Source organism: Saccharothrix texasensis, assembly GCF_003752005.1.
GTDB lineage: Bacteria > Actinomycetota > Actinomycetes > Mycobacteriales > Pseudonocardiaceae > Actinosynnema > Actinosynnema texasense.
Genome location: NZ_RJKM01000001.1, coordinates 4,965,970 through 4,981,844, shown reverse-complemented (window position 1 = coordinate 4,981,844; position 15,875 = coordinate 4,965,970). Strand labels below are relative to the sequence as shown.

Here is a 15,875-nt window from a genome sequence, read left to right as displayed (position 1 = left end):
TCGAAGAGAGCGGGACGGCGTGGCTGGATCGACACGGGCGAGGAAGACAAACGGGGGATCAGCGAGCGGCAACCGGCGGTTGGTGATCGTCGAGTCGCCCACGAAGGCGCGGAAGATCGCGTCTTACCTCGGCAGCGACTTCGTCGTGGAGTCATCCAAGGGGCACATCCGGGACCTGCCCCGCGGCGCGGCCGACGTGCCCGCGAAGTACAAGGGCATGCCGTGGGCCCGGCTCGGGGTCGACGTCGACCACGGCTTCGAACCGCTGTACGTCGTCACGCCGGACAAGAAGGCGACCGTCGCCGAGCTGAAAGAGCTGCTCAAGGACGTCGACGAGCTGTACCTCGCGACAGACGGCGACCGCGAGGGCGAGGCCATCGCCTGGCACCTGCTCGACACGCTGAAGCCGAAGGTCCCGGTTCGGCGGATGGTGTTCCACGAGATCACCGAGCCCGCGATCCTCGCCGCCGCCGCGAACCCCCGCGACCTGGACCAGGACCTGGTCGACGCCCAGGAGACCCGCCGCATCCTCGACCGCCTCTACGGCTACGAGGTCAGCCCGGTGCTCTGGAAGAAGGTCATGCCGAAGCTCTCGGCGGGCCGCGTGCAGTCCGTGGCGACCCGGATCGTGGTCGAGCGGGAGCGCGAGCGGATGAAGTTCGTGACCGCCTCCTACTGGGACGTCTCGGCGACCGTGGACGCGGGCGAGGACGCCGCGCCGCGCACGTTCGGCGCCCGGCTGGTCGCGGTCGACGGCACGCGCCTGGCCACGGGCCGCGACTTCGGCCCCGACGGCAGGCTCAAGGCCGGGCCGACCGAGGTGCGCATGCTGGACGAGGCGCAGGCCAGGGCCATCGCGGACGGCCTGGTCAACGCCTCGATGACGGTCTCCTCGGTCGAGGAGAAGCCGTACACGCGCAAGCCGTACGCGCCGTTCATGACCTCCACGTTGCAGCAGGAGGCGGGCCGCAAGCTGCGCTTCTCCGCGGACCGCGCCATGCGCACCGCGCAGAAGCTGTACGAGAACGGCTACATCACCTACATGCGCACCGACAGCACGACGCTGTCGGAGACCGCGATCGCGGCGGCGCGGGCGCAGGCCACCGAGCTGTACGGCTCGCAGTTCGTGTCCAAGGAGCCCCGCCAGTACACCCGCAAGGTCAAGAACGCGCAGGAGGCCCACGAGGCGATCCGCCCCGCCGGCGAGGTGTTCCGCACCCCCGGCCAGGTGGCCCGCGAGCTGGAGTCGGACGAGTTCAAGCTCTACGAGCTGATCTGGCAGCGCACGATCGCCTCCCAGATGGCCGACGCGCGCGGCAACACGACGTCGGTCCGCATCTCCGGCACGACGACCGGCGGGGAGAACGTCACCTTCGCCGCGTCCGGCCGCACGATCACCTTCGCGGGCTTCCTGAAGGCCTACGTGGAGACGGTCGACTCGGAGGCGGGCGGCGAGTCCGACGACGCCGAGTCGCGGCTGCCGCAGCTGGTCAAGGACCAGGCGCTGCTGGCCGCCGAGCTGTCCGCGGACGGCCACTCGACCAGCCCGCCGCCGCGCTTCACCGAAGCGAGCCTGATCAAGACGATGGAGGAGCTGGGCATCGGCCGGCCCTCCACCTACGCCTCGATCATCAGCACCGTCCAGGACCGCGGCTACGTGTGGAAGAAGGGCTCCGCCCTGGTCCCGTCGTGGGTGGCGTTCGCCGTGGTCGGGCTGCTGGAGCAGCACTTCGGCCGGCTCGTCGACTACGACTTCACCGCTGCGCTGGAGGACGAGCTGGACGGCATCGCCGCCGGCCGCCAGGAGCGGACCACGTGGCTGTCCGGGTTCTACTTCGGCGGCAACGTCGGCCCCGAGTCGTCGGTCGGCCGCTCCGGCGGGCTGAAGAAGCTGGTCGGGTCGAGCGTCGAGGCGATCGACGCCCGCGAGGTCAACTCGATCCCGCTGTTCCCCGACGTGGAGGGCCGCACGGTCTACGTCCGGGTCGGCCGCTACGGGCCCTACCTGGAGCGCGAGGTCGAGGGCGAGGACGGCACGACCAGCGCGCAGCGGGCGAACCTGCCCGACGACCTGCCGCCGGACGAGCTGAACCGCGAGATCGCGGACAGGCTGTTCGCCACGCCGCAGGAGGGCCGCTCGCTGGGCAACGACCCGGTGACCGGGCACGAGATCGTGGCCAAGGAGGGCCGGTTCGGCCCGTACGTGACCGAGGTGCTGCCCGAGGCGCCGGAGGGCGCGAAGAAGGCGCCGAAGCCGCGCACCGGCTCGCTGTTCAAGTCGATGTCGCTGGACGCGGTCACGCTGGACGACGCGCTGAAGCTGCTCTCGCTGCCGCGCGTGGTCGGCAAGGACCCGGAGACCGGCGCGGAGATCACCGCGCAGAACGGCCGCTACGGGCCCTACCTGAAGAAGGGCACCGACTCGCGGTCGCTGACCAGCGAGGACCAGCTGTTCTCGGTCACCCTCGACGAGGCGCTCAAGATCTACGCCGAGCCGAAGAAGCGGGGTCGGGCCGCGGCCGCGCCGCCGTTGAAGGAGCTGGGCGCGGACCCGGTCTCCGGCAAGCCGATGGTGGTCAAGGAGGGCCGGTTCGGCCCGTACGTGACCGACGGCGAGGTCAACGCGTCGCTGCGCAAGTCGGACAGCGTCGAGGGCCTGTCCGACGAGCGGGCGGCCGAGCTGCTGGCCGAGAAGCGGGCCAAGGGTCCGACGACGAAGAAGAAGGCGCCCGCGGCCAAGAAGGCGCCCGCGCGGAAGAAGGCTCCGGCGAAGACGAAGAGCTAGGGGAGGCGGGGCGGTGGACGGCTTGGGCGAAGCTCGTTCCGGCGCGGGCCGGTTCGCGCCGGACGGAACGCAGCCCCCACCGCCCCCTCCGGTGTTCCCGGACGCCCTCGCCGGCCTGGTCACGGGCGAGCGGTTCGTGACGAAGGCCGTGCCGCCGATCGTGCCGCCGCCGATGCCCGCGCCGCGGCCCGGACCGGCGTACGTCCCGCAGACCCGGCGCGCGTCCTCCCGCGAGCCCGTGCGCGCTGCGGCGCGGCAGGTGACGGGCGAGCCCGCGGCGCACGTGCCGCACCCCGGACTGGCACGTCGGCAGCCGGGCACGGCGTCCCCGCCGCAGGCCGGACCGGCCCGGCGCGAGCCGGGGCACGCGGTCGCCGAGCCGGTGCCGAAGAAGGGCAAGGGCGGCCTGATCGGCTGCCTGGTCCTGCTGGCGGCGCTCAGCGGGCTGCTGTTCAACGTGGTGCGTGAGATCATCGAAGCCGTGGTCGACCTGGTGCGCTGAACACACTCAGGTCACCCGAACGGCGGATGTGGTCAGACGGGTGAATCGGTCCGGCTACCCTTACTGCCTGCACCATCGGCGGGGGTGAGCACCATCCAAGACGGCGGCACAGCGGCCTCGACCAGCCACCGGATTCGCAGCGTGTTGGCGATCCGGCCGTTCCGCAGGCTCTGGGGCGTCACCTATCTGTGCAGTGTCGGTGACTGGTTGTCATTGTTGGCCCTGACGGGCCTGGTCACCAAGATGATGGACAGCTACCAGTGGCAGAGCTTCTCGCTCAGCCTGGTCGTGCTGACCCAGCTGCTGCCCGGCATCCTGTTCGCGCCGCTCGGCGGCGTGCTCGCGGACCGGTTCGACCGCCGCAAGATCATGGTGGTCTGCGACCTGCTGCGCGGCGGCCTGTTCATCTCCATCGCGCTGGTCGGCACGGCGTGGTGGCTGTTCATCGCGAACTTCCTGGTCGGCTGCTGCGCGATGCTGTGGATCCCGGCCAAGGACTCGGCCGTGCCGAACCTGCTGCGCCGACCCGACCAGGTGGAAACGGCCAACCAGCTCGGCCTGGTGATGACCTACGGCATCTCGGTCATCTCCGGCGCGGGCCTGTACTCGATCATCTCCGGCATCCCCGGCTACCTCGGCCTGCAGAACAGCGACCTCGAGTTCCGCATCGCGACCATCGCGGTCATGGTCAACGGCGCGCTGTACGTCACCTCGGCGATCATCGTGGCGACCCGCATCCCGGAGCTGTCCGGCCGGATCGCCGCGGTGAAGCGGACCCGCGAGAACGGCGAGGCGCCCGGCTTCTTCGCCATGCTGCGCGACGGCATGAGGTACGCGGCCCGCACGCCGCTGGTCCGCGGCCTGGTCATCGGCATGATCGGCGCGTTCGCCGCGGCCGGCGCGGTGATCGGCACCGCCACCCCGTACTCCCTGTCGCTGCTGGGCGGCGACTCCGCGTTCGGCCTGCTGTTCGTGGCCGTGTTCGCCGGGCTGGCGCTGGGCATGGCGACCGCGCCCCGGATGGCCCGCCGGCTGCCCTACGACCGGCTGTTCGGCGTGACGATCCTGGTCGCGGGCGTGAGCCTGCTGTTCGTGGCGTTCGCGCCGCACCTGTGGGTGGCGCTGATCGCGGTGGCGTGCGTCGGCGCGTCGGCGGGCATGGCGTTCCTCACCGGTCTGACCATCGTCGGCTCGCAGGTCGAGGACGCGATGCGCGGCCGGACCGTGGCGCTGCTCCAGTCGTTGCTGAAGGTGGTGCTGTTCGCCGCGTCGGCCGCCGCTCCGCTGCTGGTCACGCTGGTGCAGAAGCGCACGGTCACGGTCTTCGGTCACCCGATGGTGGTAGACGGGACGCGGCCGGTGCTGTTCGGCGCGGGCGTGATCGCCGCCCTGCTCGGGCTGATCGCCTACCGCCAGATGGACAACCGGCGCTCCGAGCCGTTCCTGTCGGACCTGCTCGCGGCGCTGCGGGGACGGGCGCGGCGCACCGGCGGCGTGCTGATCGCGGTCGAGGGCGACACCCGCCAGGACACGTCCGTGCAGGCCAGGAGGCTGGCGGAGGCGTTGCGCGAGACCGGCCGCGAGGTCGTGCTGGCCTCCGACCCGGACCTGGACGAGCAGCGGTTGCGCAACCTGCTGTCCACCGCCGACCTGGCCGGGGTGCGCGCGCACGCCCTGGTGGCCGCCGCCGTGCGGGCCGACGTGGTGGAGCGCGAGGTGCGGCCCGCGCTGGACAACGGCGCGCTGGTCGTCATGGAGCGGTACGTCGACAGCCCGTTGGCGCACTTCAGCGCGGCGGGCAGCGTGGAGCCGCGCGAGGTGGAGGGCCTGGTCGACTGGGCCACCGGCAGGCTGCGGCCGGACATGACCGTGCTGCTGGACCGGACGCCGTCGCAGGTCCGGGCCTCCGGCGGCACGCTGGACACCGTCGAGCACCACTGGCGGGTGCAGAAGCTGCTGACCGACATGGCCTCGGCCGACCCGGAGCGGTACGTCGTGGTCGACGCCGACGGCACCGAGGACGAGGTGGCCCACCGGGTGCGGACCGCCGTGCTGCCGCTGCTGGCGCGGCGGACCAGGATGCCGGTCAAGCCGGTGGCGGAGACGCCCTGACGGATCGGTACGGTCGCCGCGTGAACCGTGGTGTGTGGGGCGACGTCGTCGGCCAGCCGGAGGCGGTCGAGGTGCTGTCGGCGGCGGCGGAAGCGGCCGCGTCGATCGTGGCGGGCGGCACGCCGGCCCCGGGCGCGATGACGCACGCGTGGCTGTTCACCGGGCCGCCCGGCTCGGGGCGCTCCGTCGCGGCCAGGGCGTTCGCCGCCGCGTTGCAGTGCGGCGCCGTGGACGACCGGCCGGGCTGCGGCGAGTGCGCCGGGTGCCACACCACGTTGGCCGGCACGCACGCCGACGTGCGGGTCGTCGCACCCGAGGGCCTGTCGATCTCGGTGGCCGAGATGCGGTCGCTGGTGCAGGTGTCGGCCCGGCGCCCGACGTCCGGGCGGTGGCAGGTGGTGATCATCGCCGACGCCGACCGGCTCACCGAGGGCGCGGCGAACGCGCTGCTCAAGGCCGTGGAGGAGCCCCCGGCCCGGACCGTGTTCCTGCTGTGCGCGCCGTCGGACCACCCCGAGGACGTGTCGGTGACCATCCGGTCGCGGTGCCGGATCGTCTCGTTGGCGACCCCGCGCGTCGCGGCGATCGCGTCGGCGCTGGAGCACGAGGGCGTGGCGCCGGAGGTGGCGTCGTGGGCGGCCTCGGTGTGCGGCGGGCACGTGGGCCGGGCGCGGCGGTTGGCCACCGACGAGCAGTCGCGGGCCCGGCGCGAGGCGGTGCTGCGGATCCCGACCGCGTTGCGGCGGCCCGCGGACGTCTTCACGTGCGCCGACCAGCTCGTCTCGGCCGCCGAGGGCGACGCGCAGACCGCGAACGAGGGCCGGGACGTGGCCGAGCGCGAAGCGCTGGAGACCGCCATGGGCGCCGGCGGCACGGGCAAGGGCACGGCCGCCGCGACCCGGGGGGCCAAGGGCGCGCTGAAGGACCTGGAGAAGCGGCAGAAGTCGCGGGCCACCCGGACCCAGCGCGACTCGCTGGACCAGGCGCTGGTCGACCTGGCCGCGTTCTACCGGGACGTGCTGGTGACCTCGACGGGCGCGACCGCCGTGCTCAACCACCCGGACCGGGCCGAGGACGCGCGCGCGGCGGCGGCGGAGTGGACGCCGGAGTCGACGTTGCGCCGGCTCGAGGCCGTGCTGAGCTGCCGGACCGCGCTGGAGCTGAACGTGAAGCCGCGGATCGCCATCGAGGCCATGCTCACCACCCTCCAGCGGGGCTGACCGGACCGTCCGCCGGGGAAGACGACGGCAGATCCGCGGGATCGTGGGCGGGCGGCAACGGTGGCGTGCGGTCGGCGAATCGCCGGATTCATACGTTCGGGTGATGAAGATCAGACTCGAACCGGAGTCGGTCACCGGCCACTACCGTTGATCGCACAGCCGCGCTCTCGGGAGAGGTCGTCGCCGCATGTCCTGGAACAACGGCCGACGCCGCCACCGGCCGCCGCTGTCGGGCTCGCGCCCGATCGCGTCGCCGGCGCACTCGGACGCCGGGCTGCCGTGGTCGCCCGCGCACCCCGTCCTAGAGGTGCTGCGCGCCCGCCGCGCCGCGGGCAGCAAACCCGGCGCGCGGGACGACGGTCTCAAGGTCGGGCTGGCCATCGAGGGCGGTGGTCTGCGCGGCGTCGTCTCCGGCGCGATGCTCACCGCGGTGGAGGACCTCGGGTTCGCCGACGCGTTCGACGACGTCTACGCGTGCTCGTCCGGCGCGGTCAACGGCGCGTACTTCATCGCCAGGCGCACCTGGTTCCCGCTGTCCATCTACTTCGACGACCTCACCGATCCGGCTTTCCTCGACTTCCGCCGGGTGCTGCGGCGCGAAGGGCCGATGAACCTCGCGTACGTGTTCGAGGAAGTGCTCGTCCGCCGCAAACCGCTGGACTACGCGGCGATCATCGCCGCCGCCCAGCGGCTGCACGTGATGGTGACCGACGTCGACGCGCTCAAGACGCTCGACGTCAGCGATTTCTCCACACCGGACGACGTGCGGGAGGCGCTGCGGGCGAGCACCTGGTTGCCGCTGGCGATCAAGGGCACGACCACGTTCCGGGGACACCGCGCCATCGACGGCGGCGTGCTGCGGTTCCACCCCTTCCGGGCCGCCGTCGAGGACCGCTGCACGCACGTGCTGTCGTTGAGCACCAGGCCGATCGCGCCGCCGAGGACCGGGGTGTCGGTGGTCGACCGGCTGGCCGCGCGCCACCTGGAGCGGATGCGGCCGGGCCTCGGCTCCGGGTTCACCGCCTCGATGGTGCAGTACCTGGCCGAGGACCGGCCGTACCTGGCGCGGAGCCGGCAGTCCCCGGACGCGTCGCCGGCGGTGCTCGACCTCGCGCCGCTGCCCGGCACGCCCGAGGTGAAGCGGCACGAGGTCGACCGGGGCAAGCTGCTCGACGGCGCGCGCTCGGCGTACCGGATGGCCCACCTGGCGTTGGAGGGCGTCGACGCGCAGGTGGTGCCGAGGCTGACGGTGGTGCGATCCGGCGTCGTCCCCGACCCGAGCCCGGCGGCCGGGGAGCCGATGCCGTGAGCGCGGGGTGAGGCGCTAGGACGCCGGCGTGCCGCCGTCCGTCACCGGGCGGGCGCGGGTGCGGGGGCGGCGGGTCGGCAGGGCGGCCACCAGGACGACGCCGACCAGCAGCAGGGCGGTGCCCGTCCAGAAGATCGGGACCGTCCGGTACGCCGCGTTCGTGTAGGCGAGCGGCTCGCCCTTCTTCGGCGGCGCGGCCTGCCCGCCGCCACCCGGAGGCGCCTGCGCCGGAGCGCAGACCACACCGCCGTTCGGGGCCGCCGCGCGCACGACCTGCTCACCCAGGGACACCTGTGCCAGCGCCGACGGCAGGTTCGGCAGACCGAGGGCGTCGGTCGGCAGCAGCTGGAGGTCGAGCAGGCGCGCGGTGGCCCCGAGCATGAAACCCGTGATGGCGGGACCGCCCTGCTGCAACGGGCCGTCGATCACCACGTCCTTCTGGTTGAGCTGGGCGATCTGCAACCGCAGCACACCGATGTCGAGCCTCGGCAGGCCCTCGGCCAGCGCGCCGACCAGCGGCAGCCGCTGCCCCGGCGTGACACCGATCGGGACGTCCAGCTTCGGGTGGGCCGCGTCGAGCGTGCCCAGCTCCCTGCCGCCCTGGCTGACCCGCAGCACGGGCGCGGTGTAGGTGATGCCCGAGGTGGCCCGGTCGCCGGTGGACAGCGCGACCAGCGTCGGCCGGCCGACCACGTCGACGCGGATCTCCGCCGGCGTGCCGGCCAGGAGGCGCACGCTCGCGGCCTGGAGCGTGGACGTCGACCGCACGGCCTTGTTCGGGCTGCCGGGCAGGTCGACCAGCTCCACGGTGGAGTGGGCGCTGAGCGTGTCGGGGAGGCTGAGCAGCGAGCCCTCCGCGCCGGTGTCGGGTGTGCCGGAGAGCAGGCCGCCGAGCCGGCTCAGCGGCGCGGCGAGCTGCTTGACGCCGTCGATCAGGGCCTGCCGGGCGGCGGCGTCGAGCTTCGGCGCGTCCCCGGTGAGCAGGCCGGTGAGGTCGGGCGTGCCGGGCAGGGTCGGGATGGCGTTGAGGACGCTCAGGGACGCGACGGAGGTCTTGGCGTCGGCGAGGGGCCGCACGCACGGGCCCAGCTCGTCGTGCCAGCGGGCGTGCACGCTGCCGTCGAGCAGGCCGACCTTGAGCAGCGCGTCCAGCGGGGTGGCGGGCGGCGTGAGGCCGCCGGTGACGGGCGCGGCGTTGTCCGGCGAGGCGGTCTGCACGAGCGTGCCCGGCGTCTGCGGCGCCCGACCGCCGATCGCGAAGCCGAGCGGTGACGCCTGCGCCACCGACCGCTCGTAGGACAGGAACGCCTCGGTGTTGGCCTGCGCGGAGGCGAGCCCGACGCCGATCTCGGCCGCCGACTGCGCGGGGAGCTGCTCGCCGAAGCCCGGCAGGATCGTGTTCGTCGGCGTCGAGCCGGGCGCGAGCCTGACCACGGCCAGTCCGGTGCCCGCGTCGCCGACCGCGTGCGTCCGGGGCGCCGGTCCGGCGGACACCGGCGGCTGGCCCGGGTCGCGCGGACCGGGCACCGGCGTCGTCACCGGCTGGGCGAGGGCGGGGGCGGCGCAGAGCGCGACCAGCACGACGGCGGCGGGCAGGGCCATCAGGCGCATGTGGTCGGACCTCCAGGACAGCGGCGGTCATCGTGCGGCGCCCGCGTGAGCGACGTCACTTGTTGCTCTAACGACCATCCCCCGGTTCGGTGACGGCGGGGAGGTCGGCTATAGTTGTCGCGTCTCGCCGCCTTAGCTCAGTCGGCCAGAGCGGCTCACTCGTAATGAGCAGGTCATCGGTTCGATTCCGATAGGCGGCTCGGTGGGATGCAGATCAGGCCCGGTCCGGTGTCATCGGACCGGGCCTGACTGCTTGCCCGGGGTGGTCCCGCACCCCGCCGTGGTACTGCGGAGGGTGGATCATGCGAGTCGATCCGTCGCGATTAGCCGAGCGGGACAGGGTCGTCCTCGCGGCGATCGTGGAGTTGCGGGCGGGTGGGACCGACGCGCTGTCCGGTGCCGAGATCGCCGAGCGCGCCGGGCTCGACCCGGCCGCCGCCAAGGCGTCCGCCGGGGCGCTCAGGAGTGCCGGCCTGCTGCGCATGAGGATCACGCGCGGGAGCGCCGGGCTCATCACGTGGCAGGTGTCGGACGTCGACTCGACCGCGGCCGACGAGTGGGCCCTGCCGGAGAAGCTGCCCGGCGTCACGGCGGCAGACCGAGCCGCACCTGATTCGTCGACGGCCGGTGCCGACAAGCCGTTCAAGAAGGTCTGGACGGCCTTCGGGAGTCTCCTCGCCGCCCTCGCCGTCATCGGCGGCGTCTTCGGCCTGCAGAAGGACGTCCGTGAGGAGTTCTTCGGCGAGGAAGCCGTGACCACCCCTTCGTCGGAAGGGGTGCGCGGCCCGCTGGTGACGCCCGGAACCGATGTCACGACTACCACCACCATGACCACGACCCACTCCACGACCTCGTCTCCGCCGCCCAGCCCGGTCGTCGAGGAACTGCTCGTCAGCCCGTTGGGCAGCGCCCGGACGACCGACAGATCCGTGCTGGTCGGAGTGTCGAACGTGTACCACGCGCCGAACTTCGTCGGCGTGCAGATCGGCTTCGGCGACGTCGGGTGCCAGGACACCCTGCGGGCGGGGGAATCCACGGTGCTCGCGCTCGGGTCCGCTGCCTCACCCGGTGCGTGGGTGAAGGTGACGCTGTTGGAGATGCCGCCGGAGCACGCGAACGGCGGCCTGGTGAGGTTCGAGGTGGTCCGATCCGCCGGCCCGGTCCCCGAGGTGCGCAGGTGCTACCGGGGCAGTTGAGCGGCCGCGGTCCTCGGGCGCGGCCACCCGGGTGGCGCCCGCAGGACGGTTACCGCCCGGACGCGTTCTCGTCCGTGGCGTTGCTCCATCGGGGTGACCTTTTCACCATTGGCGTCAGGGGTGGGTCACCGTGTCGTTGCCACCGTGGAGGTGATGGCGATGGTCACGATGGTCGTGCTGACGGTGCTGGCCCTGCCGCTGGCCGTGCTCGCGGCGCGCGTCGGGCGCCGGCGCTGGGTCCGGAGGCGGACCGCGGCGCGGGTCCGGGCCGAGCTGTTCCGGCACTGGGTGATGCTGGACGAGCCGAGCGGACGGCACCTCATCCGGTCCTGACGACCGGCGCCGCGATCCGGGTGATCACGTCGCCGTAGCGGCGGGTCAGCTCGGCCTTCGCCGCCGCGGGCGTGCCCACGACGGCGAAGGCGGCCAGTACCTCGTCGGTGACCGCGGCGGCCATGTCGTCCCACCGCCGCCGCCGGGACAGCTGGTGCAGCTCCTCGTGCAGGTCGCCCCAGCCGTGCAGGTCCAACACCTTGCGGTAGGCGGGCGTCGAGCCGTAGAACGCGATCTGCCGCCGCACCTCCGCCACCCCTTCCTCGTCGCACGCCACCAGCGACGGCCCGCTGATCTCCAGGCCCGCGAGCGGCTTCCCGGCCTTCGCCCGGCCGCGCGCCAGCGCGGGCAGCGTCACCTCCCGCAAGTACCGCTCGGTGGTGAACGAGTGGCACAGGAACCCGTCCGCCACCTCGCCCGCGACCTCGGTCATCAGCTCGCCGACGCCCGCCAGCCACACTTTCGGCGGACCGTGCGGGTTGGGGCCCGGGTCGAAGAACGGCGTCATCAGCGTGTGCGTGTAGAACTCGCCGCGGAACTTCAGCCGCTCCCCGGTGGCCCAGGTGTGCCAGACGGCCCGCAGCGCCAGCACGAACTCGCGCATCCGCGCGGCGGGCCGTGACCACGGCATGCCGAACCTCTTGGTGACGTGCGGTTCCACCTGCGAGCCGAGGCCGAGGTGGAACCGGCCGCCCGACAGCAGTTGCAGGTCGTTGGCCTGCACCGCGGTGCTCATCGGGTTGCGCGCGAACGCCACCGCGATGGCCGTGCCGAGCTCGACGCCGTCGACCAGCCCGGCCACGCGGCCCAGCGCCAGGAACGGGTCGTGCCTGGTCTCGGCCACCCAGAAGCCGTCGCAGCCCTGCTCCCGGGCCGCCCGGGCCGCGTCCACCACGGTCAGGGGGTCGTAGTCGATCTCCAGCCGGTCCACCTTCACGGCGCTCGAACCTACTCGCAGGCCACGCCGTCCTTGTCGCGGTCCAGGGCTGCCCGGTAGCCGGGCTGGCCGGCGTAGAGCGGCGCGGCGCCCGCGGCGCGGACGGCGTCGCAGTTCGCGTAGTACGCGCTCGCCGGCTGTTCCGGCCGGGGCGCGGGCGGCGGCGGGTCGTACGTCGGCGCGGGCGCGGGCGGCGGGGGTGGCGGAGGCGGCGGCGCGACGGTGTCCGCGCCGGCGCAGGGCGCGCCCCACAGGCCGAGACCGGCGGCCTTCGCCGCGTCCTGGGCCGAGATGAGGGCGGCGGAGGCGGCCTGCCCGGCACGGGCCATGCCGTTGCTCACCGCGTGCACGGCCAGGTCGACGCCGTCGGGCAGCAGCACGGTCGCCCCGACGACGCGCAGGTCCTTGCCCGCCAACGCGGTTCTCAGGAAGTCCACCGCGGCCGCGGACCAGCACTCGCCGGGCTGCGCGAGCCCGGTCAGCAGCACGCGCCCGCCGCCGGACAGGGTGATCGTGCGCTCGTCGACCACTTCCGCGACCTGCACGGGAGGAGGCGTGGTCGTCGTGGTCGTCGTCCGCGACGACGTGGTGGTCGTAGTGGTGGTGGGGGTGGTCGTGGTCTCCGCCGCGGTAAGCGCACGCGGGGTGACCTCTCCGCCTCCCAGGTTCGCGATGCCGATGATGAACAAGAGCAGCAACACGACACCGACGGTGATGAAGAAGCGGCGCTCGCGGGGGAGCGCGCGCCAGGAAGCTAACGGGCCCGAATCCGCCGGGCCTGCGGGTCTACCTGCCATGCACGCCTCATCGTCAACTCGACGACCGGGTGTTACCCACGTCACCTGGCATGCTCGGTCGGTCACGGAGAGTCAACTGCTAAGTCCGGCGACCGTGAGACCGGAGTCACCGGTAATCGGTTTGCCATGTCACCCGGTTGAGCGCATGCTTGTACCCAGCAACTAGTTGGTTGATGCAAGCAAACGGAGTGTGTGATGGCGACCCCGGTAGGTGACGAAGTGCGGGCCGAGGAGCTCGCCATGGCCGACCGGATGGGCATGGCGTTGGTACGGATGAACAAGATGCACGCCTGCGTCGCCTCGCACATGAGCAAGGCGGGCCTGGACAAGGCTTCCTTCGTCCTGCTGGCCAACCTCAACCAGATGGGCCCGTCGCGGTCCAGCGCCCTGGCCGAGGCGGTGTTCTCCGACCCGTCCACGGTCAGCCGCCAGGTGGCGACGCTGGTCAAGGACGGCCTGGTGGAACGCCGGGCCGACCCGGAGGACGGCCGGGCGAGCGTGCTGGCGGTGACCGAAGCGGGCGCGCAGCTGCTCGCCGAACGCCGCACGCAGCGCAACGTCGCGCTGGCCCGCCTGTTCGCGGACTGGTCCCCACAGCAGTGGACCCAGTTCATCGAGTACTTCGAGCGCTTCGTGGGGGACTACGAGAAGGCGCTACCGGATTTCATCGCTGAGAGCGGACTGGGGCCGCGCTCAGAAGGGGAGAAGTGATGTCGGAAACGACAACCCGAGCGGACGCGCCGCCACCCGGCGCCGCCCTGCTCACCCACCGGCAGATCCTGACGATCCTGTCGGGTCTGCTGCTCGGGCTCTTCCTGGCCGCGCTCGACCAGATGATCGTGGCCACGGCCATGAAGACCATCGCGGACGAGCTGCACGGCCAGACGCTCCAGGCGTGGGCGACCACCGCCTACCTGATCACCGCGACGGTCTCCACGCCGCTGTACGGCAAGCTGTCCGACATCTACGGCCGCAAGCCGATGTACCTGACCGCGATCTCGCTGTTCCTCGCGGGCTCGCTGCTGTCCGGCATCGCCAACTCGATGTACGAGCTGGCCGCGTTCCGCGCGGTGCAGGGCCTCGGCGCCGGCGGTCTGATGTCGCTGGCCATGGCGATCCTGGCGGACATCACCTCGCCGCGTGAGCGCAGCCGCTACACCGGCTACTTCATGGCGGTCTTCGGCATCTCCAGCGTGGCGGGCCCCGTGGTCGGCGGCCTGTTCGCGGGCATGGAGACGTTCCTCGGCACGGCCGGCTGGCGCTGGGTGTTCCTGATCAACGTGCCGATCGCGCTGGTCGCGCTCGTCGTGGTGGCCAAGGTGCTCAACATCCCGCACCAGCGGGTGAACCACCGGATCGACTTCGTCGGCGCGGGCCTGCTGACCACCGGCCTGGTGCCGCTGCTGATCGTGGCCGAGCAGGGCCGCGGCTGGGGTTGGGCGTCGGGCACCTCGATCGCCATGTACGTCATCGGCGTGCTCGGCCTGGTCGGGTTCGTGCTCGTGGAGAAGCGGATGGGCGACGAGGCGCTGCTCCCGCTGCGGCTGTTCAAGCGGCAGACGTTCGCGCTGGGCAACGTCATCAACTTCCTGCTCGGCGTCGGGATGTTCGGCGGCATGGTCTCGCTGCCGCTGTACCTGCAGATCGTGAAGGGCTACTCGGCCACCGAGTCCGGCCTGATGATGCTGCCGCTGACGTTCGGCATCATGATGGCGGCGGGCACGAGCGGCAACATCACCGCGAAGACCGGCCGCTACAAGGTGTTCCCGGTGATCGGGTTCGGCCTGATGACGGTCGCGCTGTTCGCCTTCAGCACGGTCGGCACGGACACGCCGATCTACCAGCCGCTGGCGCTGATGTTCTTCCTGGGCGCCGGTCTCGGCCTGTGCATGCAGACCCTGCTGGTGGCCATCCAGAACGACGCCGAGCCGCGCGACATGGGCGTGGCGACCTCGTCGGCCACGTTCTTCCGCCAGATCGGCGGCACGGTCGGCACCGCGGTGTTCCTGTCGATCCTGTTCAGCACGGTCGGCGACAAGATCGGCAACGCGCTGCGCGCGGCGGCCGGCACGCCCGACTTCCAGGCGGCGCTGGCCCGGCCGGAGAACCGCGAGTTCGCGGTTGGCCTGCAGGGTGGCGGTTCGGGCTTCGACCTGGACAACACCGAGTTCCTGACCAAGCTCGACCCGGTGCTGGCCAGGCCGTTCCTGGACGGCTTCTCCTCGTCGATCGACCTGGTGTTCCTGGTCGGCGGCGTGGTGACGGCGATCGGCTTCGCGGTCATCTGGTTCCTGCGCGAGGTCCCGCTGTCCAACCGGTCCGGCCTGGAGCGGGTGCAGGACCAGAACGCGGAGGGCGAGAAGCCCGCGCCCATCGCGATGCACTGACCCGCCGATCGCGGCGCGCCGACAGCTCGGCGCACCGGACAGCGGAAGCCGGACAGCGGAAGAGGCCCGCTCCCCGGAAGGGGGGCGGGCCTCTCGCGTGTCAGCTCAGTGGTCCTCGCCGCGCGCCACGGCGTCCTTCAGCCGCTGGTACGAGCGGACGATCTCGGCCTCGGCCTCGGTGCGACCGACCCACGTCGCGCCCTCGACGCTCTTGCCCGGCTCCAGGTCCTTGTAGACCTCGAAGAAGTGCTGGATCTCCAGCCGGTAGAACTCGTTCAGGTGGTGGATGTCGCGCAGGTGCTCGGAGCGCGGGTCCTCCGCCGGGACGCAGAGCAGCTTGTCGTCGCCGCCCTTCTCGTCGGTCATCCGGAACATGCCGATCGCGCGCGAGCGGATCAGGCAACCGGGGAACGTCGGCTCCTGGACCAGCACGAGAGCGTCGAGCGGGTCGCCGTCCTCGCCGAGCGTGTTGTCCACGAACCCGTAGTCCGCCGGGTACTGAGTGGCCGTGAACAGGGTCCGGTCCAGCCGGATGCGACCCGTCTTGTGGTCCATCTCGTACTTGTTGCGGACCCCTTTGGGGATCTCGATGGTGACGTCGAACTCCACTGCGCGGTCCTCGCTCGTCTTCGCCGTTCGTTACGCCACTAGTGTGGACTACGTCGTCTCGTCAACCCCTGGCAGAG

The 15,875-nt window shown here is 72.3% G+C and carries 13 protein-coding genes and 1 tRNA gene; 10 read left to right on the top strand and 4 right to left on the bottom strand.

Annotated features, from left to right (window positions below; all coding sequences use genetic code 11):
• Nucleotides 1–19 precede the first annotated feature (19 nt).
• The 5 genes from topA to EDD40_RS21425 all read left to right on the top strand — a co-directional run bounded on the left by topA (nt 20) and on the right by EDD40_RS21425 (nt 7,928).
• Nucleotides 20–2,785, top strand: a complete 2,766-nt coding sequence (topA, locus tag EDD40_RS21445; protein WP_123744518.1) for a type I DNA topoisomerase — start codon at nt 20–22, stop codon at nt 2,783–2,785.
• A gap of 13 nt (nt 2,786–2,798) precedes the next feature.
• On the top strand, nt 2,799–3,287 hold the full coding sequence (locus tag EDD40_RS21440) for a hypothetical protein (RefSeq protein ID WP_148088854.1): 489 nt from the start codon (nt 2,799–2,801) through the stop codon (nt 3,285–3,287).
• An 84-nt stretch (nt 3,288–3,371) separates the two neighbouring features.
• On the top strand, nt 3,372–5,399 hold the full coding sequence (locus EDD40_RS21435; protein ID WP_236594621.1) for a bifunctional MFS transporter/dTMP kinase: 2,028 nt from the start codon (nt 3,372–3,374) through the stop codon (nt 5,397–5,399).
• Nucleotides 5,400–5,419: 20 nt separating this feature from the next.
• Nucleotides 5,420–6,619, top strand: a complete 1,200-nt coding sequence (locus EDD40_RS21430) for a DNA polymerase III subunit delta' (RefSeq protein WP_123744515.1) — start codon at nt 5,420–5,422, stop codon at nt 6,617–6,619.
• A 187-nt stretch (nt 6,620–6,806) separates the two neighbouring features.
• Nucleotides 6,807–7,928, top strand: a complete 1,122-nt coding sequence (locus EDD40_RS21425) for a patatin-like phospholipase family protein (RefSeq protein WP_123744514.1) — start codon at nt 6,807–6,809, stop codon at nt 7,926–7,928.
• Nucleotides 7,929–7,943: 15 nt separating this feature from the next.
• Here the strand turns inward: EDD40_RS21425 and EDD40_RS21420 are convergent, their stop codons facing one another.
• Nucleotides 7,944–9,539, bottom strand: a complete 1,596-nt coding sequence (locus tag EDD40_RS21420) for a hypothetical protein (RefSeq protein ID WP_123744513.1) — start codon at nt 9,537–9,539, stop codon at nt 7,944–7,946.
• Nucleotides 9,540–9,665: 126 nt separating this feature from the next.
• Here EDD40_RS21420 and EDD40_RS21415 point away from each other — a divergent pair.
• From EDD40_RS21415 to EDD40_RS21405, 3 genes are all read left to right on the top strand, one after another.
• A tRNA-Thr gene (locus tag EDD40_RS21415) sits at nt 9,666–9,739 on the top strand.
• Nucleotides 9,740–9,841: 102 nt separating this feature from the next.
• The gene (locus EDD40_RS21410; RefSeq protein WP_148088853.1) at nt 9,842–10,735 is read left to right on the top strand and encodes a hypothetical protein; all 894 of its coding nucleotides are present in this window, start codon (nt 9,842–9,844) and stop codon (nt 10,733–10,735) included.
• Between the two features lie 153 nt (nt 10,736–10,888).
• A complete protein-coding gene (locus EDD40_RS21405; protein ID WP_148088852.1) occupies nt 10,889–11,068 on the top strand; it encodes a hypothetical protein in 180 nt (59 codons plus the stop codon).
• Here EDD40_RS21405 and EDD40_RS21400 read toward each other — a convergent pair.
• Both EDD40_RS21400 and EDD40_RS21395 read right to left on the bottom strand, forming a co-directional pair.
• Nucleotides 11,055–12,005, bottom strand: coding sequence for a TIGR03617 family F420-dependent LLM class oxidoreductase (locus EDD40_RS21400; RefSeq protein ID WP_123744510.1), 951 nt, complete (start codon nt 12,003–12,005; stop codon nt 11,055–11,057). The two genes, EDD40_RS21405 and EDD40_RS21400, sit on opposite strands and share 14 nt — an antisense overlap.
• 11 nt (nt 12,006–12,016) lie before the next feature.
• Complete coding sequence (locus tag EDD40_RS21395) at nt 12,017–12,706, bottom strand: thermonuclease family protein (protein WP_246037757.1); 690 nt, start codon at nt 12,704–12,706, stop codon at nt 12,017–12,019.
• A gap of 291 nt (nt 12,707–12,997) precedes the next feature.
• Between EDD40_RS21395 and EDD40_RS21390 the strand changes: the two genes are divergently transcribed.
• Nucleotides 12,998–13,513 carry a MarR family winged helix-turn-helix transcriptional regulator gene (locus tag EDD40_RS21390; protein WP_123744508.1) on the top strand — a complete coding sequence of 172 codons (516 nt, stop codon included), beginning with the start codon at nt 12,998–13,000 and terminating at the stop codon, nt 13,511–13,513.
• Nucleotides 13,513–15,189: an MDR family MFS transporter gene (locus EDD40_RS21385; RefSeq protein WP_123744507.1), complete on the top strand. Its 1,677-nt coding sequence runs from the start codon at nt 13,513–13,515 to the stop codon at nt 15,187–15,189. The genes EDD40_RS21390 and EDD40_RS21385 overlap by 1 nt, the downstream gene beginning before the upstream one ends.
• Nucleotides 15,190–15,294: 105 nt before the next feature.
• Here EDD40_RS21385 and EDD40_RS21380 read toward each other — a convergent pair whose 3' ends face one another.
• Complete coding sequence (locus tag EDD40_RS21380; RefSeq protein WP_123744506.1) at nt 15,295–15,798, bottom strand: inorganic diphosphatase; 504 nt, start codon at nt 15,796–15,798, stop codon at nt 15,295–15,297.
• Nucleotides 15,799–15,875 lie beyond the last annotated feature (77 nt).